Genomic DNA, 23,941 nt, shown 5'->3' on the forward strand with positions numbered 1-23,941 from the left:
TGAACCATGCAAAATCAAGGTTCGCGCATTCCCTCGAGGCCAGCTGGCATTACCCGCGCGAACAAATAGGTCAGCAAGGTCCGCTTGCCCGCCTTGACGTCGGCAGTAACGGTCATGCCCGGCTTGAGCTGGAAGCCGCCGGGTACACCGTGCATCTTGAGCTCATCAATGGCCGCGCGCGCTTTGTAGAAGACCGCAGAGCTATCGCCTTGAGTGACGACGGTTCCACGCTGCGTATCTTGCCCGCCGCCGAAGCTATCGGGGCTGATAAATCGGACTGTCCCCTCGGCCATGCCGTATTGGACGAACGGGAAAGTGTCGAATTTGATCGCAACCTTCTGTCCGGCGTGGACGTAGCCGGCGTCGGCCGTGGCGATACGCATTTCCACCTCCAGCGGCGCATCGCTCGGCACGAGAGTGATCAGCTGCTCGCCGGATTGCATCACCGAGCCGACCGAGACCTTAGCCACACTGAGGACCACTGCGTCCTGGTCGGCGCGTAAGTCAACGAGTTCGCGTCGAAGGGTAGCCTTGCGCAGGCTTTCAGTTGCATCGCTAAGGCTCCGCCTGCGCAAGGTGAGTTCCTCGCTGATTTTCGCCTTCCACTGCTGTTCGTAGCCGTCACGCTCGGCCACCAACTGGTCGAGGTCGCGGCGGGCGCGCTCGGCTGCGCCCGTCGCGTCCGTCAAGTTGCGTTGCATCTCGATGGCTTGGTCTTCCGCGATTAAGCGGTTCACTTGGCTGCCGACCTGCAACCGCTCGAGTTCCCGGCGCTTTGACTCGAGCACGCTCGCGATCCGGTGGCGTTGGCCAAATGCCGCGACGTCGTGCTCAGCGCGGGTTATCTGCGCTTGAAGCCCGCTGAGTTTCTGGTTGTAGCTCTCAATCTGAAACCGATACTGCGCCTGGCGCTGGCCATACATCGCAACTTGCAGGACCGTGGAGGTATCAGCGCTTGTCGGCTGGTACGGCGTCCCGGAAGCTTCAGCCGTGAGCCGGTCGACCTCTGCCTGAAAGCTTTTCACCTGTGTCTGGAGGGCGCTTACGTCGGCCGCGGAGAAGGTCGGGTCGAGGCGAGCCAGCAGCTCTCCGGCGCGCACGGTTTGGCCCTCGCGCACGTTGATCGCGCGCACAATAGCCGTCTCAAGCGGTTGCACGACATTGGTCGCCTGAAGCGACACGACACGTCCCGAGCCGGTCACGACCATATCAATAGGAAACAGCGCAGCCACCGCCATCGAGGCCAGGATCGCCGAGACAACCGTCCAGAGCATGCTTCGCGCCGCGGGCTTGATCGGTGCTTCGACAAGCGCTGCCGTCGGGGACTCAAATTCCAGGAGCGACGACGGTTGCACATCGACTTTATTACGATCGCTGAATAATCGTTTTATGGCAGGGACTGTGGGAATAGAGGGCCAACGAATGCTTCCGGCCGTAGGCTTGGCTAGAACCTTTCGCGCGGTGCTCGAAGACTTGAACCCAAATGGCGGCGGAACCGACGGCATTTCCTGCTTGCGACCCAAAAACAAACTGAAGCGCTTGCGCAGGGGCGATGGCGCCCGCTTCGGATCCGCAGCCTGGGTTGCGGCCGACGCTGTTTCGATGTTGGCGGGGAACACCATCGAACGGGGGAATACTTCTACTTTCTCGCGGCGCGTGACTACAGGCTGCTCACGCTGCGGCGGTTGGACAGGCTCGCGACTGAGTACAGTAACTGCGGCCGATACTGGTTGCAGGGCCGGGGAGCGATCGCCGTTTGGAATCTGCCCAACCGCCGCCGCCGAAAAGGCTTCGCCGCTGGGCGGGTCAGTGCGACTGCGAGCGGCCTCTACCTTCTGGATCGCTTCCTCAAGGGCGAGATGCTCACATATCAGCTCTGTTTTCGTGAGCGGCGGATTTTGGTTGACCGAATGCCGGATGAAGGCGGAGCGAGTGCGCTCATAAAGCTCACGCCGAGCCTCGCCGGTATTGTGCGCCAGCTCGGTGACAGCCTTATCGATGAGCGGGTAGTACTTGGTCATTCTATACCATATTGGATTAAAGCTTTCGCCGAACGCGTTTTAGTTTAGCCAGTGCCTTCGCGTCGCTCAGGTTCAGGCTTTGCTAGCTTGCGCCACCAAACGCGAGAAAAATTCATTTCTGATCCCGCATGTAGATCTTCCTGTTGACTACGCGGCCGAGGCACTTCCTTTCAAATTGTGAGCCTCTCCGCCCGGTTCTTTAGCAAGACGTGTTAACTCAAGCGCCGCTTCAGTCACCCCTTGGGCTTCAGCCGCCTCGAACCATTGCCGTGCTTCGGCAAGATCAGTCCGGCCCGCAGCGCCGCCGAGGAGATATCGGCCGAGCATCAGTTGCGCCCGTGGGTGGCCGCGCTGCGCCGCCTCGCGAAACCAGCGCTGCGCCAGACCAGGATCTGCCGCGATATCATGACCGCCATGGTAAAGCGCACCGAGCGCAAACATCGCCCCAATGTGGCCCTGACTAGTAGCTTTTTCAAATAGCGCGCGGGCCGTGCGATGGTCGGGTGGTCCGCCTCGGCCGTTTACAAGCATCTCGCCGAGAAGAACTTGCGCATCGACGATCCCGGCGTCGGCGGCGCGTCTCAGCCACATTCGCCCTTCGACTATGTTTTCTGGGACGCCACGACCTTCGATCAAGATCCTACCATACCAGTATTGGGCAGTCGGGACGCCCACTGCCGCGCGGCGAAGCCACAGCGCAGCCGCGGTCTCATCGCGCTCGATCCCGATTCCTTCAGCGATGCAGACGGCGAAATTGAAGGCGGCTATAAGGTCCCCCGTCTCGGCGGCCTCTTGGAACCAATGACGAGTCTTGGCCTGATCGCCGGATTTTCCGCCGCCGCGGAGCACGAGATTCGCAAAGTCGGCTTTCGACGCCTCGTTACCAAGTTCGGCTGCACGTTCCAGCCAGAAATTTGCGAGGTCCAGATCGCGGCCGACGGCGGTGCCGATCGAGTAGAGCTGACCCAAAGTCCTCGCAGCTGGCGCGTAACCTCCTTCGGCGGCGCGCTCGAGCCATGCTACGGCTTCGACATAGTTAGGTGGCAATTCGCCTCCGCGAGCGTAGAGAAGGCCGACCCGGGCGGCTGCCTCTGCGTCGCCGGCAAGTGCGGCCCGGCGCAGCCAGGTTTCGCCTTCGACCAGGTTGCGCTCGATACCGTGACCATTGATGAGGGCCACGCCCAAACGCCTTTGCGCTAGGCGCACGCCTTTGTCGGCAGCGAGACGATAAAGCTCGACGGCTCGAGTGAGTTCGCCCCCCACGCCTATGCCAAATTCCGTGAGCACAGCGATGAGATAGAGTGCCGTCGGAATGCCGGCCGCTGAAGCTTTCGCGATCTGTTCAGCTGCTTCCTTTTGTGTCCGCTCGTCCTGTGCCCGGCGAAGCAGGGCGAGCCCAAGCCCAAGAGACCCTTGAGGACAGCCGGCTTTCGCTGAACGCGCGTACCAGCGCTCAGCTTCCAGCTCGTCGGTTATGGTATCGGGGCCGGAAGTTAGAATATATCCCAGAAGCGCCTGGCCCTCGGCCGAGTTGCCCTCGGCGGCGCGGCGCGCCCAGTTAAGTGCCGTGAAGAAATCTGGGCCGCCACTTTCATTGTGGACGGTAAAGAGAGCCGCACTCGACTGCTCAGGGTTGATCACGCCTTGAACATACAGAAGCGCGAGATAAAACTGGGCGTCCGCTGAACCGGCTTCCGCAGCACGTTGGAGCCAGCGTACCGCCTCCGTGGTCGCTTGTGGCACGCCGGTGCCCTCGTGATAGCATCGCCCGACTCGATACTGCGCCTCAATACAGCCGCCGCGGGCGGCGTAGGCGAGTTGATGGAAGCCTTCAGCCGCGCGGCCGGATTCGAGGAGCTCAATCCCACGCCGGGCGCGGGCCGATATTGAGACTGGCGCGATCAGACGATCAACGAAACTCATTCTATGGCCTTGCTTGGTGAACCATTCAAAGAAGCTCGAGTGACGTAAACAGGTGGACCTCGGCCTGAAATTCGAAGAGCGCCGCCAGTATCGGTTGCGTGGGCCCGCGCTTCCTTGGGTTTAGCAACAATCCGCGAGTGGTGACCGAGCGCCTGGCCATAATCGTCACTCTCGTGTCGTGGCGGACTTAAGCGGACGTGGGCGCCCGCCCTCCAAATGCCGGTGTTGCTGCTGCCACAGTTGTCGATAAACGGCGCAGCGATCAAGCACTTCCTCGTGTGGGCCGATATCGACGACCTTACCCTTGTCAAGGATGAGGATCTGGTCGCAGTCGACCAGCGAGGACAACCGGTGCGAGACGATGATCATCGTCCGCCCCTTGGCGATGCGCAAAAGGTTCGCGTTGACAAGGGCCTCACTCTCGGGATCGAGCGCGCTGGTCGCCTCATCTAAAATCATAAGGCGCGGATCGGAGACGAGCGCGCGCGCGATGGCAAGACGCTGGCGCTGTCCCCCCGACAGGTTGGACGAGGTTTCCTCGAGCCAAGTCTCGTACCCGCGCGGCAGCCGCTCGATAAACTCCTCGGCACCCGCAAGACGGGCCGCCTGCACGGCATGCTCAAGTGTCAAGCCAGGTCGGCTGGCAATGATGTTATCCCGCACAGTGCCGCGAAACAGGAAATTGTCCTGCATCACTACTCCAAAGCTGCTGCGCAGGTGCGTTAGATTGATCTCCCGTAGATCGGTGCCGTCGATCTTAAGGTAACCGCTATACTCGCGGTTAATGCCCTGAAGGAGGCGCGCGATCGTCGATTTCCCCGAGCCGCTGCGACCGACGAGGCCGAGCATGGTTCCCGCTGGAACTTCGAACGAGATGCGGTCAAGCGCCGGCACGGACGACCCAGGATAGGTGAAGGTGAGGTCCTGGAATGCAATCGCACCATCAAATTTCGGCCGAAGACCGGTCCGCATCGCCGCGGCTTCTGTCGGATGGTTGAGAACATCCGCGACCTCGCTCACCGAAAGGCGAACTTCTTCGATATCCTGCATGAGCTTTGCCAGACCAATCAGCGGGCTTGCTACTCGTGCGCCGAGCATTAAGAACGCGATGAGAGCACCGCCGGTAATCGCGGTGCTCCCGGGAGGCGAAGCAATGAGGATGTAGCAGCCAACAAGCAGAACGCCGCGATTGATGAACGCCTCGATTGGGCTCACGATGGTCTGCGCGACGTTCGAGATGCGACCGGCGTCGAGACGCGCTTGGCCTGCCTCAGCCACGCGCGCGTCCCACTCCTCGTTACGCACCTTTTCGATTGCGAGCGACTTGACGGTTCGCATGCCATACACCGTCTCGACGAGCACCGAATTCTTACGGTTTTCAGCTATCACGAGGCGCGCAAAAACCTGCCTTATCGCAGGTAAAAATGCGAATACCACGAGAGCAACGAGGGCAGATGCTACGAGCACCATCCAGGCGAGCGTCGCACTCATCCAGAACAGGAATGGCAGAAGAGCGATCAGGGTGAATACGTCGAGAAACGTGCTAACGAGCTTGCCGGTGAAGAAGCTGCGGATGTTGAAGATTTGGCCGACTTTGCGGGCCGTTTCGCCGGTCGGATGGCGCTCGAAAAAGTCCATTGGCAGTGCCAGCAATCGCCGGAAAACGTGCATCCCCAACCGCGCGTCAATCCGCGTCGCGGTGACCTCGATGATCTCGCGACGCGCGTACCCAAGCAGCGTGTCGTAGGCCGTGATGAGGATCAGTATCAGCGAGATCATGCCCAGCGTCGCCATGGCCTGATGCGTAATCACCCGATCGATGGCGACCATGATAAGGAAAGGCGGCACGATCTGCAGGACACTCAAGCTGATTGAGGCTGCGGCGATCTCGCGCAGATTGCGGCGCTCTTCCAGAACGCGACCCATCATCCAAGAGAACGAGAATGGCTCCTCATCGGCAGATGTGCCTCGCTCACGCCGCAGGAGCAATACATCCCCATGCCAGACGTTTGCGAGGCGAAGCTCATCGATGGCGACGGGCTCTTCACCGGGACGGCTCGGATCCCGTAAGTATATGGTGCCAGCATTGGCGTCGCGCGAGACGAGGACGCCCGCACCACCGTCGGAAAACAAGAGCACAACTGGGGCGTCCGACTGCATGCGGATCAGGTGGCGCCAGCGCAGGCGCGTCGCTTTTGCCCATAGTCCGCCCTCGCGCGCCCAAGTGACGAGAGCCGCGGGAGAGGGTACCTCGCCGGGGGAAACGCGTAGCGCTTTGCGATCTAGTTCGACGCCGTGGTGCTGAGCAACAACGGCGAGCGCATCCACGCGCGCCTTAGCTGCGTCATGCCTGACTTGCCCGTCCGGCATTGTGCCAGTGGGCGTTTCCCCGCGGCAAGTGTCCGGATGTTGGCTGTCAGGCCGAGGATTCACGTGAAGACCTACTCTCGATGCATCTCTCAACTCTGGACGATACGGCAGCGCAACCGCTACTTATCATCTGCTCATCTGCGCGCAAGCAGCATAACCACTCTACATTCAAATTCGGTCTGCGCCTACCTCGTCTTCGGTTCCTTCAATAATGCCGAGGGGAAAGAAAAGAACACCCTAGTTTGCTAACTCGAGCCAGCCGTAATCGCTTAAGGGGCGTCGGGCAGGCGCACCGGCCAGCGAAGACATTTCGAGGTAACTCGAAAGGGGTATGTCGTGGAACCGAATGCATCGGCGCGTTCGTCGATTGGTGCGATGGGAACAGGCGAAGGCAGTTCAGTCGGCTGCGCCGCTCGAAGTTCGTCAATTGAAACAGCCGAGGTGTGGCGCAAGTAAATTTTTGTTTCCGAGCGCCTACAGACAAACCAACGCGGACAGTTGCCAGTGAGGTTGCCGTTGGCTGATGCGGAACATGCGTGCACATATGTCGTGCTAGCGGCGATGTAATTGACTCAGCGCATCAGGCGGTACAGGTAATTTGCGCGTGTTTGTGGTGCGAATTATCTGGTGCGAAATTGCAAGTCCCATGAAGGCTCCTAGTTTCGCTGGAGGATCAATGGTCGAACTGAATATCAGAAATGTTAGTGCCACCGGTGAACGCCCCGGGCCGGCCTCGTTGGATGAGGCGAACCATGGCAACGGAGGAGCGAAAGGACCGCTGGCGGGCTACGGTTTCGTAGAGGTGGTCGGGCGAGCTCAGGCAAGCAGCAACGTCGAAATTAGGATTCGGCGCGGCGAAGGTGAATTCGCCATCTTGGGGACGACGACTACTCTGCCGCTTACGGATCCGTTCCTGCAACCGAAGGCGGCCCCGGATGCGAGCAACAGTTTCGCTTTTAGAACAAGCATCCAACCCGGAACTTATGCGATTGAGGTCCGGCTTCAGAACTCGTCACCAGAAGCAGCGTCTAACTTGTCACTGACCGACCTGGTGTCGGCCAGGAAATACTCTTTCAAAACAGAGAGCGCCGGTAACGGGCGTTTCGTCGCTCACGACGTAACGATAACGGCGGCGTCTCAGGTCGGTAGGTGAGCTCGGTTGCGCCGCTGTCCCAAACGTCGCGTTTAACAAACACCATCTGAGGGGGACTTACGTCATTGGAGTGCCAACGGAAGTGGCATTTAACTTGTTTCAGATGGATCTGGTTTCGGGCCAGAAATACTCTCTTGAAGCAACAATAACCTCCGCAGGCACAAGACTTCTCGTCACCCTGATCTAACGGCAGCCTTTCGGGGTCTGTCGTCGCGTACCCAGTTGAACGTTGCGTAACTGTTGCGAAATCCCAGTCAAGAGAGTTAGAGCAATGGCAGATCCCCTTGGCGTTATTACCATTACTGGCACCATTAACGGAACGAGCAATCAGGCCGTTTATATTTATTACAGGCCTGCCAGCATCAGTGGTACCAACACGGATAGCTGGATCTTACTTGGATCAACGCAACCAGAGGCATCTGGCGATCCGCTGAATACTGATGGGGATCAGGATTTCGCTTTCACGGTAGCTCTCCCCGCAGGCACTTGGGACTTTGCTGTCGCGGAAGCGACGGGCTCAGATCTGACGGCTTTGCAAATTACCGATAGCAGTGGCACGACCGTCACTAGCTTTTCGGAAGGGTCCGCTTCTGGAAACAGGTCGTATTACGTATCTGAAGGCGTAACCGTAAGTATTGCGAGTGGTCCCCCGGGGGCAACTGGCGCGACAGGAGCGACAGGTGCCACCGGCTCGACAGGTGCCACTGGTTCGACAGGTGCGACTGGCTCGACCGGTGCGACTGGTTCGACGGGAGCAACCGGCTCGACGGGTGCCACCGGCTCGACGGGAGCAACCGGCTCGACAGGTGCGACCGGCTCGACAGGTGCGACCGGCTCGACGGGAGCGACCGGTTCGACGGGAGCCACCGGCTCGACGGGTGCCACCGGCTCAACGGGTGCAACTGGCTCGACGGGAGCAACCGGCTCGACGGGAGCCACCGGCTCGACGGGTGCAACCGGCTCGACGGGTGCAACCGGCTCGACAGGTGCAACCGGCTCGACAGGTGCGACCGGCTCGACGGGTGCCACCGGCTCGACAGGTGCCACCGGCTCGACAGGTGCGACTGGTTCGAGAGGTCCAAACGGTGGAGCTACGGGTCCGCGGGGTAACAACGGCCTCGGCAACGGCCCGGAGGGAGGCGAAACCGGACCCTCTGGTACCGATCCGAGCAACCCGGGCCACCAAAAGTCGACCAAAGTGGGCATCAATGCTGCCGATGTCTCCACTGGCGCCTCTGGGCAGATGACCTTCATCAGCGGCACGCAGGGCAACATTGCCCACGGGTCGAAGGTACCGCCTACGCTCGCTATCCTTGGTGGGGTGCAGGACCTGCAGCCGCACGACTTCTCGGCGGGCGGCGCGACAGGAAGTGGCCACACAGGCGCGGGCAGTCAAACGCCCGACCCAGGGTCGAAGGTCAAAGGCGGACTGTCTCTCGACGATCCGCATGGGCCAAAGACTGTCGAGGGCGTGTTCAAGCCGAACGGCTAGTCGACAGGTATAACCATCAGAGGAGCGCGATCGAACTGGTTGCGCTCTTCAGCAAAACTCTAGCGCGGCGTCACACGGCGCCGCGCTTTTCCGTTTCCGGATAGGATTGATGAAGGCCCGAAGACGGGCCGACGTCGATCAAAGAAGGCGAGGGCAGCTTCGATCCGACCTGAGATCACGACGACGGCCTCGACAGCGCAGTCGATGCCGCAGCTCATCTGAGTTCTTACGTTCTAAACGTCCACGGCAGCAACTGATCGATATCGCGGTTGGGTACCCATTGACGGATACGTGTAAGAACGCTGGTCAGATTCGCGAGCGGGTCGATGTCGTTCGACTCCAGTCTCGGTCAAGCACGCGACGGTGGCCCAAATGCTCGCCGCCTCCGTCGCAACGTGTTACTCCGGTTGAATGCGAGCGGGCGGATGGAACGCTCGAGATTGTCTATGAGGCTCTGGCCCTTGATCACTCGCTTTCGATGGGTTCTACCAAATAGTTCTGTATGCGGCCGCGCTAGAGGTCGCTGATGCCCTCGATATGCTCCGGCGCCTTCACATCGGTCGCAACTACCGTCCCGTTGCTGAACGATCGGGATGTTCCTTTCGGCAGTGCGTGCCCACGCCAGCATCGCATTCTGGCCGACGGGAGAGCAGGCGCTGGCGCGAGCCTGAACCCAACTTTGGATTTGTCTCTAGGCGCGGATTGTCAATCTTAAGTCGACGATCGCTTGAAGTCTCATCGCGATGTAAGCAATCAGTCCAAGGTAATGCCAGCGGCCTTGATGGCCTTCGACCAATGTTCGATTTGGGCCGCAGTAAAAGCCGCAAATTCATCGGGTGGCATGTACGTGGGGTAGGAACCAAGTTCTTCAACGCGATTCCGGAATTCGGGGGTTTCCATCAAGGCTTTGATTTCGATAGTCAATTTATCGATAATGGGCTTGGGCGTCTTGGCAGGTGCGTATACCCCGAACCAGGCGTCGACCTCAAACCCGGGAAATCCCAATTCGGCAGTGGTCGGAACATTTGGCAGGATAGGGTGTCGCTGCTTACTGGCGATCGCGAGCGCGCGGATCATACCGCTTTGAACTTGCCCCACGATAGTAGGTGGGGATGTAAAAAATAGGTCGATGGTCCCGGCGAGCAGATCGTTTAGAGCTGGAGCGGCCCCTCGATATGGGATGTGGACCATTTTCGCGCCCGCCAACATCGCCAGCATTTCGCCGCCAATGTGATGGATTGTGCCCCGGCCGGATGAGCCGTAGTTCAGTTTACCGGGGTTTGCCCTGGCGTAGGCGATAAGTTCTCCAGCGTTTTTACGGGAAGATCCTTACGCACCACGATGACGTACGGCGCCGTAACTACATTAGCGACCGGAGAAAAGTCTTTTATTGGATCCCAGTTGAGCCGCGGAAACAGGGCCGGGTTCGTGACATGATAGCCAGAATAGGTAACGAGCAGGGAATATCCATCGGGTGCCGAGCGCGCGACCTGCGCAGTGGCGACATTTCCGCTCGCCCCGCCCTTGTTCTCGATCACGAAGGGCTGGCTAAGTCGGCGCGAAAGGCCCTCGCTCAACAATCGGGCCGCTATGTCTGTCGTACCGCCCGCTGGCGCTGGAACGACCATTGTGACAATTCGTGTCGGGAAGTCTTGCGCAACCGCGGGGAGTGTACCGACCAGAGTGGCGAAGGCGAACACGATGATTGCACCTGGGACGATGATTTTGGATTGTCGCTGAGTCATTGAAGCCACCTGGGTGAGATACTGCGCGTGGCCCAGATGCTCGCAAAGAGCTTCAATTCATGTCTAATGAATTAAAACGAACAGATAATCGGATCCTGCGATGAGGTGCTCCCCCTGCATTGGTCCGAGGACCTGGCGGCTCGGCGATTGACTTGCTTGATCTCGGCGATCGATCAGACTATCGCTGCAAATCATTAGACGACAGTGCCACCATCTGCCAACGTGATTAGACCGGGTATCGACGGGAAGCGTCCAACCGTTAGTGACGATCTCTGATTAGCACGGGTTGACCAACGAGTTTGTTTTTGGCTCTGTGCCTGAACCCGCTGTGCTGTGGGTTTCGCGACCGGATAGCTGCGTAACGGAGCGGGCAAGAAAGACAAACGGACGTGGCTCGGCATGATTTGATGGACATTCTGACAGATGAACAAGAGTTCTGCGTCGACGGACGCTTTGGATGGCCTGAGTTTTCTCACTGCTGCGGAACTCGGGTCAGGTTACCGGAATGGCACGCTAAAACCCGATGATGCGGTGGAATCCCATCTCACTCGTATCGCTGCCCTGAACGGCAAGGTCCATGCCTTCATCGATGTCTACGCGGAGGAAGCCCGGCTGGCGGCAGCGCAGTCGGCGCGACGCTATCTTGAGGCTGCGCCGCTCGGACCGCTGGATGGAATCCCGATAGCCATCAAGGATCTCATCGAAATCGAAGGCAAGGTGTGTACCGCGGGATCGGCCACGCGCCGTCACTATGTGGCAAAGCGCTCCGCAACGATCATCAAAAAGCTCGTGGCGCAAGGCGCAATCATTCTAGGCAAGGTACACACGGTCGAGTTCGCATTTGGCGGGTGGGGAATGCGCATCTCGGAACGCCAAGAAATCCGTGGGGAGGCGAGGTGCCGTACACGCCCGGAGGGTCGAGCAGTGGATCTGCGGTGGCGGTAGCCGCGCGGTTGGCGACGATGGCTGTGGGCATCGATACCGGCGGCTCGGTGCGCGGACCCGCAGGCTTCAACAATCTGTTCGGGCTGAAAACCACCTTCGGTCGAGTCAGCCTGAACGGCATCGTGCCGCTTAGCCCGTCGATGGATACGGTGGGGCCGTTGGCGCGCTCCGTGCACGACGCCTCGCTGCTCTTCCAGGGCATGATGGGACCGGACCCGCTCGACCCGACGACCGCGCCCTGTTACGACATGGGTGCGCAGGCAGCGTGAATGACAGTCCATGCAGGATAAACGAGCTCTAGTACCCTCAGAGCCGGCACAAGGTGGATCACAAGAGCGAGGCGTCCGCACATTGAGGGTTTGAAAGTACGTTTGCCGGTCGAACGTTCACGCCTCTAAATCTGCCCAAGGCCGGTGATTATCTTTCGCAGCAAAGAAAAAGCCCGCATCGCTGCGGGCTTCTTGTTCCTAGTACCAGCCCGGGCCACCACCGAAGCCGAACGAAACGCTCGGGCCACCATATCCATAGCCTCTGCCATAGTAGGGTCCGCCGCCGTATCCGCCACCATAGTGGGGACGGGGCGCGTAATAGCCGTAGCTGTTGCCGTAGTACGGACGATAGCCACGATGTCCGTAGTGACGATAATGCCGACGCTGAGAGCTGATATCGGTAGACTGCTGGGTTACGGTTGACGCTTTCGCCTGCGCCGCATTGTCTGATGCATTTGCGGCGGAACCACCGAGCAGCGCTGCTGCACCGACGGCTACGATTGCTAATTTATTCATTTGAACACTCCCGGTTACATGTGGGGTGCTAATTGATGCGCATAGCTTACGTTCCGATGTGCGACATTAAATTGGTGTAAGTTATTGAACAGTCGTTCATACTGGCAAAGACAAATGTGACGCCGATCTGAGAGCGAATGGATAAAAGTACAGGATGAAGGGCGTCACGGAGAAATGCAAATGCGGGAGCGATTTATACTCGAACCGATCTAAGCCCTCCGAAAGCCAATTAGCCAGTATGGAAAGTTCGGCGTCACGATGGAAACATGAACACCGCGTGGGTGCCCACTTACTGCTATCGGTCCATCCACAATGCGTGATCCGGCGGAGCAATCATTTTTCGAGATCGTCCGTTGGCCTTTTGGCTGTTGGTCCAACTGACTCGTTGTAATTCAGACCGGCATTCGACGAGGTGGGGCCCCGGTGGTCAATCCTGAAGGAGTCATGGCGAGTTCGTGCGCCAATTCGTTATAGCCAACGTCCTGATGTGGATATGTGATTAAGGCTTCGACGGCTTACGTTTTCGATGCCGTCCATGCGCTCAAGGACGATTCCGAAAAGTGCCGCTGCGGGTGACGAAATCGTTGACCATGACAATAGGGAGGAGCCCGGCTAACGATCACAGGTCGTGATGGAGGGCGTGATCGTCTAAAAGGAATTGTCGCAGGCCGAACTCGTGAGGCTTAACCGAACGACTCGCTTGCATGGTGTCAAACGAGCCGCCCGGCCAGAAGGACCGTCCTGATGGCTAACCCGGACGGACCGAATTATGAACGACTCGGATCGCTTGGCGTTCCTACAATTGAATATCTGGTGATCGGCGCCGCACCGTGGCTGCCTGAACCCGCATACGAGCCGATAGACATTGCCTAGTTGCCCTTGGCGGTGGATCCTTGCTGCCAGATTCTCTTGCTGCGGCATCCATGTCTGATAACATCCCTCAGATTAGCGCTCTCGGAGTGATAGGGGGCCCAGCACCGCGTCCCTTCAACACCTGCAGGAAGCGATTCATGGTCGCGGCGTTTCGCGGTGCGTAGGCTTCGTAGTCTCTATTAGAGTAGATCCATGCTCGCTTTGCACCGCTTGCTTTGATCCGCTCAGCCCCGTCGCGATTCAGCCAGGGACGGTCCTCCTAGGCCGGGCGGCGTAGGATTGCTCATGTTTCGAACGCCGCCCGGTTACCTTTCCAAATCAATCTATCGGTATCATAAGCGCTTGGTCTTCTTCTTGGCCTTTTTCGTCTTCTTGGGCATCACTTTCTTGACAGCTTTCTTTGCCTTCTTAGCCATCGACTTCGCGGCCTTTACTACCTGCTTGGCAACAGATTTCTTAGCTCTCTTAGCCACCATATTCTCCTTCAGCGTTTAGATTTTCTCGACTTCTTCTTCGTTTTCTTAGTGGCTGATTTCTTACCAGGCTTCTTACTAACCTTCTTGCCGGCTCTCTTCACACCAGATTTCGCTTTGGACTTACTTTTGCTTTTGGCGACCTTTGATGCGCGGGACGACTTTCTCGCCGTCTCACGACCTTTGCTATGGCTTTTGCCGGAGCGGTTTTTGCTGTTGCTTTCCTTACACGTTTGACCACAGCCTCGGCCGCGGTGTGAGCCAGCACGGTGGCTCCGCTGACCACCAATTCGCCAACGATCTCGCCGATATCCTTCTTGGGCTCTTCCGCAGTCTGCTCGCTCGATTTCTTCTCGGTGTCCATGACCTGAGCCCTCCAGAGTGTGTAGCAGCAGCGTAACTGATTCTCTCCGCTACAATGGGACTATGCGGTAGCGTAGCAGGGAACCCGGACGACTCCAAAACGCTAGTAGACCTTTTTCCCAATCTCGGTCGCCGCACCTCTTTCATGCCTTCTAGCGAGCCAAATGGCTTTCAGGCATAGGAACGAACGACAGTATTGCTCGTTCAACCTGCGCTGCAGCATCTCCCTGGCTTTTCAGGATAACGTGCATGCACCGTCGAGCGCACCGATGACCATAGCCCACCCCAGAGAGAGCACTTTCCCGACTTTCTTGAATCAAGGCCGGGAATTGGCCCGCGTTGCTAACAGTATTCATACGAGTCCTTGCAACAGGCATGGTTCATCAAACGCAGAGACGTGCGCGTTCGAAGACATTCCTCTAGTGGCATCATCGGAAAAATTCAGCAGCATAGGAGACGCGCCGAGCCCGGTCCGGTCTTCTCGCGTTAAACAGAGGTCAAAATGGCCAATCAGCCATTCAAAGCGCGTACCTCAAAAGAATTGATTGCACTGCAGGGTGCGGTAGCAACGTCGGTTTGGCTGTAATCATCGTGATGACGCTCTATTTCGGACGCGACATTGTCATCCCGATTGCGCTGGCAATTCTGCTTAGTTTTGTCCTGGCCCCCCTTGTTGGATTGCTTCAACGAACGCGCGTTCCCCGCGCAATTGCGGTCGTAAGCATTGTCGTCCTCGCCTTTGCGTTGCTCTTTGCATTAGGCAGCCTACTTGCATCGCAATTAACGCAACTCGCAAGTGAGTTACCGCGCTATCAATAAACGATAAGTGAGAAGATTCAGCTGTTTCGAGACACCACGGCTGGCCGGGGCACGCTCGAACGCGCCTCAGGGATGCTGAAGGACTTGAGTAAAGAACTCGATAAGCCGAAAGACGCCGGGTCCACACTCGGCGCGAATACGATAGTCAACCCCAAAACGCCACTTACTCCAGTGCCCGTAGAAGTGCGCCAACCGGATCCTGGCGCTCTGGAGAGTTTGCAGGCGCTAATCTCGCCACTCCTGCACCCACTCGCTACGACGGGTATCATTATCATCTTTGTGATTTTCATCTTGCTTCAACGGGAAGACCTCCGTAATCGGCTCATTCGGCTCGCAGGGTCGCATGACCTGCAACGCACGACGGCAGCACTCGACGACGCGGCCAGGCGCCTCAGTCGACTTTTCTTAATCCAACTCCTGTTGAACGGAGCGTTCGGCGTAGTCATTGGCGCTGGCCTATGGTTCATAGGTGTTCCAAGTGCCATCCTCTGGGGGATCTTAGCGGCTGTTTTGCGATTCGTGCCCTACATCGGCGCAGCTATCGCCGCGGCCTTTCCATTGGCTCTTGCCGTTGCCGTGGATCCGACATGGTCGATGCTGCTTTGGACTCTTGGCCTCTTTCTAATAGTGGAGCCGATTGTTGGGCACGTGATCGAGCCAATGGTCTATGGTCACAGCACCGGGCTTTCCCCAGTGGCCGTTGTCGCGTCTGCCACGTTTTGGACCGCGCTTTGGGGTCCAATCGGGCTAGTGTTGGCGACTCCCTTAACTGTCTGCCTGGTGGTGCTCGGGCGGCATGTGGAACGCTTAGCATTTCTTGACGTGATGTTTGGTGACCGGCCCGCGCTTTCTCCACCTGAGATTTTCTATCAGCGGATGCTCGCGGGAGATCCAACCGAAGCTTCCGATAAGGCGGAAGAGTTCTTAAAAGAGAGATCACTTAGTTCCTATTACGATGAAGTAGCGTTGAAGGGCTTGCAGTTGGCTCAGGCGGATGCAGAGCGCGGCGCTCTCGATCAGGAGCGTTTGACAAAAATTAGAGACGCGGCAATCAAGTTTGCTAACAACCTTTCTGATCAGGACGATCGTCCGGCGCCAAAAGTTCGCTCAACTTCGGACGCAGAAGCGACCTCGGCGGTAGAGAGCGTGGCTGAAGACGGGCCATACGCAGATCTGCCAATCGTCAGCAAGAAGGATCTGCCAGGCGAATGGCAGAGCGAATTGCCGATCTTATGCATAGGTGGGCGTAGTCTAATTGATGAAGCCGCCGCCATCATGCTGGCGCAGCTCTCTACGGCACACGGGCTGACAGCTCGCGCCGAGGGACCCGAAGCGCTGACAACCTCCAATATCTTTCGGCTCCAGACAGACGGTGTTTCGATAGTATGCCTAGTCTACTTGGATGGGACTGGACCCGCTCATATGCGCTATGCCGTTCGACGTCTTCGTCGAAAATTGCCGAAAGCAGCCATAATACTGTGTTGCTGGCTTAAGGACACTGATCAAGCAGAGTTAGAGCGGCTCCGCGAGGCAGCAAAAGCTGATCTGATCGCGAGCAACCTCGGCGAAGCGATCAAATTGGCAATTGAGGCCACTGGCTTGAACGTCGATAGTCTGAAAATGCAAGACAAATTGCCTGCAACAACGGCGGCTTAACTCTGGCGACGTCATTCGCACTTCTAACGGCGCTGTTCGCCGCCATTCACAAGGTCCTGCCCGAGATGTGCACACTGGCGCGCTTCTGACGGCGTTACCGCGGTCAAAGCCTGGTAGTGCCTGGGCACTACAGCGACCAGCCCGGGCCACGGCGCGGCAGGCGCGCTTTGAGCGTAAATTTGCTCCAGACTACTAGGCGCTAGTATTTAGGTTTGGGTAGGAGGACTAAAGCTCGCGACGCGCGGTCGCATAAGACCGAACCCGGGAGAGCCGCTCAGGCGTGAAACAGCGGAGTCCCCGGCGACTAGTCTTGGATTGCTTTGAAGAGGCGCGCTGTCGAGCTTGCGACTGTGAATCTTCTTGCTGCATTTGGAACGTATGGAGCTTGAGCCTGTTGCGCTCAGACGACATGGACCGGGGTTGTGCATGCCGTTTCCGCAAAGGAGAACGACCATGCGCGCATTGTGTTGGCACGGCAAAGGCGACGTTCGCGTCGACACGGTGCCCGATCCCAAGATACAGCAGCCGCGAGATGCGGTGATCAAGATCACCGCTTGCGCAATTTGCGGCTCCGACCTCCATCTCCTTGATGGCTATCAGCCGACCATGGAAAGTGGGGATATTCTCGGCCACGAGAACATGGGCGAGGTGATTGAACTCGGCGCCGAAGTCAAAAATTTGAAAATCGGCGATCGCGTCGTCGTCCCTTTCACCATCAGCTGCGGCCAGTGCTGGTTTTGTCAGAAGGGCCTGTTCTCGTGCTGCGACCGGACCAACCCCAATGCCGAGATGGCCGCCAAGGCCATGGGCCAATCGCCCGCGGGGCTGTTCGGCTTCAGCCATATGCTGGGCGGATACGCCGGCGGGCAGGCCGAGTATCTTCGGGTTCCTATGGCTGATGTGGGCCCGATCAAGGTACCGGACAACGTGACAGATGAGCAGGCGCTTTTCCTGTCTGATATCTTTCCAACCGGCTATATGGCAGCCGTGAACGCGCAGATTGAGCCAGGTGACACCGTAGCAATCTGGGGCTGCGGTCCTGTAGGGCAGTTCGCGATCCGCTCCGCGCTACTGCTTGGAGCCGGACGCGTGATCGCAATCGACGAAGTCTCCGAGCGGCTGGCCATGGCAGAAGCCGGCGGTGCCGAGATTATCGATTTCTCGAAAACCGATGTCTACGATGAACTCATGAAACGGACCAACAAGCGTGGTCCGGACAGCTGCATCGATGCGGTCGGGTGCGAGGCATCCGGTCACGGCGCGACCGACGCCGTGCTCGACAAAGTGAAGGCCGCAGCATTTTTGGCGACGGATAGGGTTCACGTTCTCCGCGAGGCGATCATGTGCTGCCGCAAGGCGGGTACGGTCTCGATACCCGGCGTTTACGTAGGAATGGGCGACAAAATACCGCTCGGTGCAGCCATGAATAAGGGACTCACGATCAAGACTGGCCAAACCCACGTGCAGGCCTATACGAGGCCGCTTCTGAAGCTCATTGAAGCTGGCGATATCGATCCGAGCTTCGTCGTAACGCATCCTGCGAGCCTCGAAGAGGCGCCGGAAATGTATAAGAAGTTCCGGGACAAGAAGGATGGTGTGATCAAGGTCGTGTTGCGGCCGGGAAGATAATTTCCGGCTGGCGAGCCGTACGATTTGAGGTTTGGCGAAGTCCCATGTTCTTCTTCTTTTCAAACCGGCTGGGTTGCTTCGGCTCGCTCATCCTCTCGGCCGTCGTTACCGTGGTCCTTCTCCTCATTTTCGGAGTAATTCGCATCTGACCCAATGTTGCTTGTGCATGATCGCTTCTATCCGGCCTTCCATGAATGGCCGACTTACGTCAGCTCTCGAACCTTCGTTCGCCCGATTTCCCCCGTCGGCCAAGGCTGCTCCGAGCAAGCGCAAAAACGGAGTTCGACCGAGCCAATCGTTACCGCAGACCTCGAGAATGGCGCGAAAAGTAGCCGTTAGCCCAAAAGTTGCTCTGAGCAGATCGGTGACCACCCAAGCCAAAAACGCCGCTATCGCGGCTAAAATCATTGTTAGATGGCGAGTACTGGCAATCTGGCGCCTGACATTATCCCAAAAATTGATCAAGGTCCCTCCGCCAACGTCAACTGTCCGGCCCGATCTGGAGCTCAAGCAACGCTAACCGCTGCAAAGCGAGTGGATCGCATTCGCCATCCCGGACGAGTCGAAGGATTGTTTCCGCCAAGCGATGGATGATGTGTGAACTGACCGGCTCCGGAAGTGCGTCGATGGCATCCTGGAGCGCGATATCCATCATCTGGATCGCTTCCGGAGAAAATGACGCATCCGCAAAGTCCTTCATTTTTCTGCACGGCAAGGGGTTGAAGCATGCCGGTAACGGGAAAAAGTGGCAATCGTTCCAAATCATCGTTGGGACGGTTTGGGGATCGCAAGACGAGGGGCTTCAAGGTTTCTGGACAGGGACGCCGACATGCGACCATCGCGACGATAGGGTAGTCTGGGACAGCGACGAGCGGTTTCGATGCCGACAGGACGAAGCGGGGCAGTTGTCTCCGACAAGCTAGCCGAACCGTCTTCCGTGCTTCGTCGACATTTCAGCGAGCCCTTTGAAATGCCTTCTGTGGAACCTGCGCCGTTTCGAAGGGTTTCCCAAGTCTCTTGGACGGGTTGGACCGCTGTCCTTACTTGCGCTGAAGGGACAAAATGGACGCCCCCGTCGACAACCGAGAAAAGCTGAAAAGGGGCACTCCGGGCGACTTTGTTCGTGTCTTTGGCGCCCGTGAGCACAATCTAAAGGACGTCTCGCTTGACTCGCAACGCCCTTGTGGTGTTCACAGGCGTTTCAGGGTCCGGCAAGTCGTCTTTGGCGTTTGGAACGCTCTATGCGGAAGCGCAGCGCCGCTATCTTGAATCCGTTTCCCCTTACGCGCGCCGGCTGTTTCACCAGATGGCGGTGCCCGAGGTCGATGAGATTGAGGGACTGCCCCCGGCGGTGGCGCTGCAGCAACAACGCGGATCGCCCACCACTAGGTCCTCGGTGGGAAGCGTCACGACATTGTCGAACCTGGTGCGAATGCTGTATTCGCGGGCAGGTGACTACCCGCCCAATCAGCCTCTGCTGTACGCGGAGGCGTTCTCGCCGAACACGCCAGAGGGGGCCTGTCCGAATTGCCATGGCATCGGCCGCGTCCACGAGGTCAGTGAGCGCTCGCTGGTGCCTGATGACAGGCTGACCATTCGGGAACGGGCCGTCGCCGCGTGGCCGACTGCCTGGCAAGGGCAGAACCTGCGGGACATTCTGGTCACCCTTGGCTACGACGTCGATAGGCCCGCGCGAGAGCTTCCGAAGAAGGACCGCAATTGGATCCTCTTTACCGACGAACAACCGACAGTGCCGGTCTACGCCGGATATACTCCCGCCGAGACTAAGCGAGCGCTCAAGCGCAAGGAAGAGCCAAGTTATCAGGGGACCTTCACCGGCGCCCGCAAGTATGTGCTGCAGACCTTCGCCACGACGCAAAGTGCGATGATGAAACGTCGCGTGACACAGTTTCTGTCCAGTACCGACTGCCCGGTCTGCAAGGGCAAGCGGTTACGGCCGGAGGCGCTATCGGTTACCTTTGCCGGAATGGATATCGCCGAAATCTCACGGCTGCCGCTGAAGCGACTTGGCGAACTTCTTCAACCGTATCTGAATGGCAGAAGCAGTGTTTCCGACACCCATCCTGAGAAGGCTCTCGTTGTCCAGCGTATTACGGAAGAGTTTCTCGGGCGTGTGGACGTGCTGCTCGATCTCGGGCTCGGTTATTTGACCCCTGAGCGCAGCACGCCGACGCTGTCTCCAGGCGAACTACAGCGACTTCGTCTAGCCACGCAAGTTCGATCCAACCTGTTTGGGGTGGTCTACGTATTGGACCAACCGTCGGCTGGACTTCATCCTGCTGACACCGAGGCATTGCTTCGCGCGCTGGAGCGGTTGAAGGCGGCCGGAAATTCGCTTTTCGTCGTCGAGCACGAACTCGACATCGTCCGACACGCGGACTGGATTGTTGACGTCGGCCCGGGTGCCGGAGAGCAGGGCGGCGAGATACTGTACAGCGGTCCATTACCTGGTCTCGCCGAGGTGCCAAACTCTCAGACGCGGCGCTATTTGTTTGCGGAAGCTCAAACGGCCGCCAGGTCGCTCCGGCATCCTCACAAATGGCTCAAGCTTCGGGGAGTTACCCGCAACAACCTCGATCGTCTTGATGTCGACATTCCACTGGCAGTATTTACCAGCGTCACTGGAATCTCGGGGTCCGGGAAGTCGAGCCTGATCAGTCAGTTTCTGGTGGACGTCATTGGCGACAAACTGGGTCAGCGAAAGGGGCTTAGCGCAGATGATGACGCGCTTGATGCAAGCGTAGAAACGCTAGGTGGCGACGTCACCGAAGGTCTGGACAGCGTAAAGCGACTGGTGGTGGTGGATCAGAAGCCGATCGGCCGAACGCCGCGCTCGAATCTTGCGACCTATACGGGCCTTTTCGATCATGTCCGCAAGCTGTTCGCAGCCACGAAGCAGGCTCGCGCCAGGCGCTATGATGCTGGTCGTTTCTCATTCAATGTCGCGAAGGGACGCTGCGAGACCTGCCAGGGGGAGGGGTTTGTTTGCGTTGAACTGCTATTTCTCCCGAGCGTGTACGCACCTTGCCCGACCTGCAAGGGAGCCCGCTACAACGCCAAGACGCTGGAGATCAAGATTCGCGACAAGTCGATTGCTGACGTGCTTGCCATGACTGTGAATTCAGCGTTTGAGTTTTTCGTCGACGACGCATCCCTCCGTCGATCCTTGGGCGTTCTTCAAGAGGTCGGGCTGGGATACATTCGGATCGGCCAATCAGCCACGGAACTATCAGGTGGCGAGGCACAGCGCATTAAACTCGCCACCGAACTGCAACGCTTGCAACATGGCGAGGTACTCTACGTGCTTGACGAACCCACAACGGGCTTGCACCCGTCGGACGTAGCGAAACTGATGAAGCAGCTTGACGGCCTCGTCGAGTCTGGAAACACCGTAGTCGTTGTCGAGCATGATATGGGAGTTGCGGCAGCCAGCGACTGGATCATCGACATGGGACCGGGAGCAGGCGACGAGGGCGGCAAAATAGTTGCATCAGGACCGCCAGAACGGGTTGCGTCCACGCCTCAGAGTCGGACAGCTAAATATCTCGCTCGAGTTCGGTAAACGATCGACTGGCCCGTAACGGCAAGTGGCAAGTGGCAAATGGCTGGTCGTTGTAGAGCGTAAACTGCAATCCTCCGATTGGTTCCATTGCTGTCTGCGAAGAAGCAACGAGGCGCGAGGCATCGGCAACTTGCCACGTCTTCCCGATCAATCTTGCGGTGCAACCGATGTCGGTGGAGACGAATCGGGACGTCTCATGCGGTTCGCGATTGGAACCTTCCCAACAGGATTTCCATTAAGGGTCACGCGGCGCACTTCCGTGCCGGGTTGGCTCGCGCATTGGTAAATAGAGGTGTTGGTCCCAGCTGGCTTGGCATTTCGAACTTCTTGATCGGCGCACTTGTCGTCGCCGCCCTCTATTTCACGCGCGAAATCCTCGTTCCGATCGCAGTCGCCGTCCTCTTGAGTTTTGTCTTGTCGCCCCTCGTGAGGGCATTCCAGCGCATGAAGGTGCCGCGGTCGATAGCGGTGCTCAGTGCCGTCAGCCTGGCGCTGGCCATCGCCCTCAGTCTTGCGGCGATGGTGACGATCGAGGTCAACCAACTCGCGAGCGACCTGCCGCGCTATCAGTCCACGCTGGGCGAAAAATCCACAATTTGCGGGACAGGATTGGCAGCGTTGGCGTGCTCAAGAACGCCTCCAGCCTATTGAAGAACCTGGACAAGGAGCTGAAGTCGCCCGGAAGTGGCGATGCCGAAACAACGAAGCCATCGTTGTCGGACGGCCCGGCAAGAACGCCTATCCCGGTCGAAGTCCATCAGCCAGACCCGGGCGCGTCGGAGGCACTGATCGCCATGCTGCGACCACTCGCAGCTCCCTTCACCACCACCGGAATCGTGGTGATCTTTCTCATCTTCTTCCTTTTTTCAGCGCGAGGATCTAAGCGACCGGTGCATCCGGTTGCTCGGCAGCGAGGATTTGGAGCGCACCACGGCGGCGCTCGATGACGCAGGGCAACGGTTAGGCAGGCTGTTCCTGACCCAACTCATTCTGAATGCGACTTTCGGCGTCGTGATCGGATTGGGCCTCGCCGTCATCGGCGTCCCGAGCTCGCCGCTATGGGGATTGCTGGCTATGATCCTTCGGTTCGTGCCCTACATCGGCGCGATCCTCGCTGCCGGCTTGCCGTCGAACCGCTGGTCTGTGGGCGAAGTGCCGGCCTGTCCCCGGTCGCCGTGGTCGTGGCCGCGTCGTTCTGGACCTGGCTCTGGGGCCCCTTGGGGCTTTTGCTCTCCACGCCGCTCACGCTGTGTCTGGTCGTCTTTGCCAGGCACGTCGACCGTCTCCAGTTTATCGACGTCATGCTGGGAGACCAGCCGGCGTTGACGCCGCAGCAGACCGCATACCAGCGCATGCTGACGGGCGATCCGATTGACGCGATCGAACAGGCGCGGTCGTACCTGAAGAAGGGGTCCGCTGTGGCCTATTACCAAGAAATCCTGCTGGGCGCCTTGCGATTGGCTGAGGCCAATGCCGCCCAAGGCCGGCTTGACGACGTCAGGCTCGAGAATATCCACGAGACGGTTTCCGAAATCATCGAGGATATGGCCTCGCACGAGACCGCTGAGGGGAACGCGAGTGCCGAAGCGCCCGCCAAAAAGGGGAAGATTGTCAACAACGACGCTCGCAAGCTGGGCAAGCCGGTTTTCTGCATACCCGGACTGGGTCGACTCGACGATTGCGCCGCGCTGATTGTTGCAGATGCGCTGAAACGTGAAGGGTTCAACGCCCGTGTTTCCGGCGCCGATACCGAGATTGACGCCGGCAACGCGGAAACGATCTGCGTCTGTTTTCTGGAGGAGGTATCGGAGGCGAGGTTGTCGTTTACGGTTCGCAAGTTCTCCCGGCGGGCAGCTTCGGCCAGGATCATCGTCTGCCGGTTGGGAAATCAGTTCGAGGCGGACAAGGAGCAACGGAGTGATGATGTAGGGCCGCAGTCGCTCGCGACTACCATCGCCGCCGTAGTCAAAAGTACCAGCGTCAAAACGCGTCGGGAACAATAGGCAATGTCCGCGAGTTCACGTTTGGAACAGCAAGGAATCAAGGTCATGCAACAGACGGCCGATCGATCGCTCCGAGAGCTACAGCGCGAGACCGAGCAGACGCGCGCA

At 58.5% G+C, this 23,941-nt stretch carries 16 protein-coding genes and 4 pseudogenes; 10 read left to right on the plus strand and 10 right to left on the minus strand.

Features of this window, described 5'->3' with window-relative positions; all coding sequences use genetic code 11:
• Nucleotides 1-14: 14 nt before the first annotated feature.
• The 3 genes from JQ558_RS37630 to JQ558_RS33910 form a co-directional block, all read right to left on the minus strand.
• Entirely contained in the window at nt 15-2,021 is a 2,007-nt protein-coding gene (locus tag JQ558_RS37630; RefSeq protein WP_249119669.1) for an HlyD family type I secretion periplasmic adaptor subunit, read from the minus strand.
• A 147-nt stretch (nt 2,022-2,168) separates the two neighbouring features.
• Entirely contained in the window at nt 2,169-3,944 is a 1,776-nt protein-coding gene (locus tag JQ558_RS33905; protein WP_212212565.1) for a tetratricopeptide repeat protein, read from the minus strand.
• A gap of 165 nt (nt 3,945-4,109) precedes the next feature.
• Entirely contained in the window at nt 4,110-6,272 is a 2,163-nt protein-coding gene (locus JQ558_RS33910; protein ID WP_312014755.1) for a peptidase domain-containing ABC transporter, read from the minus strand.
• A 718-nt stretch (nt 6,273-6,990) separates the two neighbouring features.
• Between JQ558_RS33910 and JQ558_RS33915 the strand changes: the two genes are divergently transcribed.
• Entirely contained in the window at nt 6,991-7,467 is a 477-nt protein-coding gene (locus tag JQ558_RS33915) for a hypothetical protein (RefSeq protein WP_212212571.1), read from the plus strand.
• A 606-nt stretch (nt 7,468-8,073) separates the two neighbouring features.
• Here the strand turns inward: JQ558_RS33915 and JQ558_RS37635 are convergent.
• Nucleotides 8,074-8,514 carry a DUF4573 domain-containing protein gene (locus JQ558_RS37635; protein ID WP_312015062.1) on the minus strand — a complete coding sequence of 147 codons (441 nt, stop codon included), beginning with the start codon at nt 8,512-8,514 and terminating at the stop codon, nt 8,074-8,076.
• A gap of 151 nt (nt 8,515-8,665) precedes the next feature.
• Here JQ558_RS37635 and JQ558_RS37640 point away from each other — a divergent pair, with 151 nt between their 5' ends.
• Complete coding sequence (locus JQ558_RS37640) at nt 8,666-8,959, plus strand: hypothetical protein (protein ID WP_212463758.1); 294 nt, start codon at nt 8,666-8,668, stop codon at nt 8,957-8,959.
• Nucleotides 8,960-9,185: 226 nt separating this feature from the next.
• Here the strand turns inward: JQ558_RS37640 and JQ558_RS38420 are convergent, their stop codons facing one another.
• Both JQ558_RS38420 and JQ558_RS38425 read right to left on the minus strand, forming a co-directional pair.
• A complete protein-coding gene (locus JQ558_RS38420; RefSeq protein WP_212212654.1) occupies nt 9,186-9,302 on the minus strand; it encodes a transposase domain-containing protein in 117 nt (38 codons plus the stop codon).
• Nucleotides 9,303-9,712: 410 nt separating this feature from the next.
• Nucleotides 9,713-10,704 (minus strand): annotated as a pseudogene (locus JQ558_RS38425) (Bug family tripartite tricarboxylate transporter substrate binding protein).
• A 423-nt stretch (nt 10,705-11,127) separates the two neighbouring features.
• Between JQ558_RS38425 and JQ558_RS33940 the strand changes: the two are divergent.
• Together JQ558_RS33940 and JQ558_RS38000 are read left to right on the plus strand one after the other, a co-directional pair.
• The gene (locus JQ558_RS33940) at nt 11,128-11,649 is read left to right on the plus strand and encodes an amidase family protein (protein WP_212296449.1); all 522 of its coding nucleotides are present in this window, start codon (nt 11,128-11,130) and stop codon (nt 11,647-11,649) included.
• Entirely contained in the window at nt 11,601-11,918 is a 318-nt protein-coding gene (locus JQ558_RS38000; protein WP_212212582.1) for an amidase, read from the plus strand. Before JQ558_RS33940 ends, JQ558_RS38000 begins: the two co-directional genes overlap by 49 nt.
• Nucleotides 11,919-12,116: 198 nt before the next feature.
• On the opposite strand, the gene JQ558_RS33950 is transcribed toward JQ558_RS38000, so the two are convergent.
• The 3 genes from JQ558_RS33950 to JQ558_RS33960 all read right to left on the minus strand — a co-directional run bounded on the left by JQ558_RS33950 (nt 12,117) and on the right by JQ558_RS33960 (nt 14,144).
• Nucleotides 12,117-12,434, minus strand: a complete 318-nt coding sequence (locus tag JQ558_RS33950; protein WP_212296450.1) for a hypothetical protein — start codon at nt 12,432-12,434, stop codon at nt 12,117-12,119.
• Nucleotides 12,435-13,639: 1,205 nt separating this feature from the next.
• A complete protein-coding gene (locus JQ558_RS33955; RefSeq protein ID WP_212296451.1) occupies nt 13,640-13,780 on the minus strand; it encodes a hypothetical protein in 141 nt (46 codons plus the stop codon).
• Between the two features lie 100 nt (nt 13,781-13,880).
• Complete coding sequence (locus JQ558_RS33960; protein ID WP_212296452.1) at nt 13,881-14,144, minus strand: hypothetical protein; 264 nt, start codon at nt 14,142-14,144, stop codon at nt 13,881-13,883.
• 501 nt (nt 14,145-14,645) lie between these two features.
• Between JQ558_RS33960 and JQ558_RS33965 the strand changes: the two are divergent.
• Both JQ558_RS33965 and JQ558_RS33970 read left to right on the plus strand, forming a co-directional pair.
• Nucleotides 14,646-16,618, plus strand: a pseudogene (locus tag JQ558_RS33965) (AI-2E family transporter).
• A 453-nt stretch (nt 16,619-17,071) separates the two neighbouring features.
• Complete coding sequence (locus JQ558_RS33970) at nt 17,072-18,247, plus strand: zinc-dependent alcohol dehydrogenase (protein ID WP_212212591.1); 1,176 nt, start codon at nt 17,072-17,074, stop codon at nt 18,245-18,247.
• A gap of 481 nt (nt 18,248-18,728) precedes the next feature.
• Here the strand turns inward: JQ558_RS33970 and JQ558_RS33975 are convergent, their stop codons facing one another.
• On the minus strand, nt 18,729-18,947 hold the full coding sequence (locus JQ558_RS33975; protein ID WP_211996198.1) for a hypothetical protein: 219 nt from the start codon (nt 18,945-18,947) through the stop codon (nt 18,729-18,731).
• A gap of 362 nt (nt 18,948-19,309) precedes the next feature.
• Here JQ558_RS33975 and JQ558_RS33980 point away from each other — a divergent pair.
• From JQ558_RS33980 to JQ558_RS33990, 4 genes and pseudogenes are all read left to right on the plus strand, one after another.
• Nucleotides 19,310-21,830 (plus strand): annotated as a pseudogene (locus JQ558_RS33980) (excinuclease ABC subunit A).
• Nucleotides 21,831-22,157: 327 nt separating this feature from the next.
• Nucleotides 22,158-22,481 (plus strand): AI-2E family transporter, encoded by a 324-nt coding sequence (locus tag JQ558_RS33985; protein ID WP_212296453.1) that lies wholly within the window; start codon nt 22,158-22,160, stop codon nt 22,479-22,481.
• 267 nt (nt 22,482-22,748) lie between these two features.
• Nucleotides 22,749-22,889: pseudogene (locus JQ558_RS38430) on the plus strand (hypothetical protein); the annotation flags it as partial.
• Complete coding sequence (locus JQ558_RS33990; RefSeq protein ID WP_212212597.1) at nt 22,889-23,833, plus strand: AI-2E family transporter; 945 nt, start codon at nt 22,889-22,891, stop codon at nt 23,831-23,833. The pseudogene JQ558_RS38430 and the gene JQ558_RS33990, both read left to right, overlap by 1 nt.
• Nucleotides 23,834-23,941 lie beyond the last annotated feature (108 nt).

The sequence above is a fragment of the Bradyrhizobium sp. AUGA SZCCT0160 genome (genome assembly GCF_018130105.1).
Classification (GTDB): domain Bacteria; phylum Pseudomonadota; class Alphaproteobacteria; order Rhizobiales; family Xanthobacteraceae; genus Bradyrhizobium.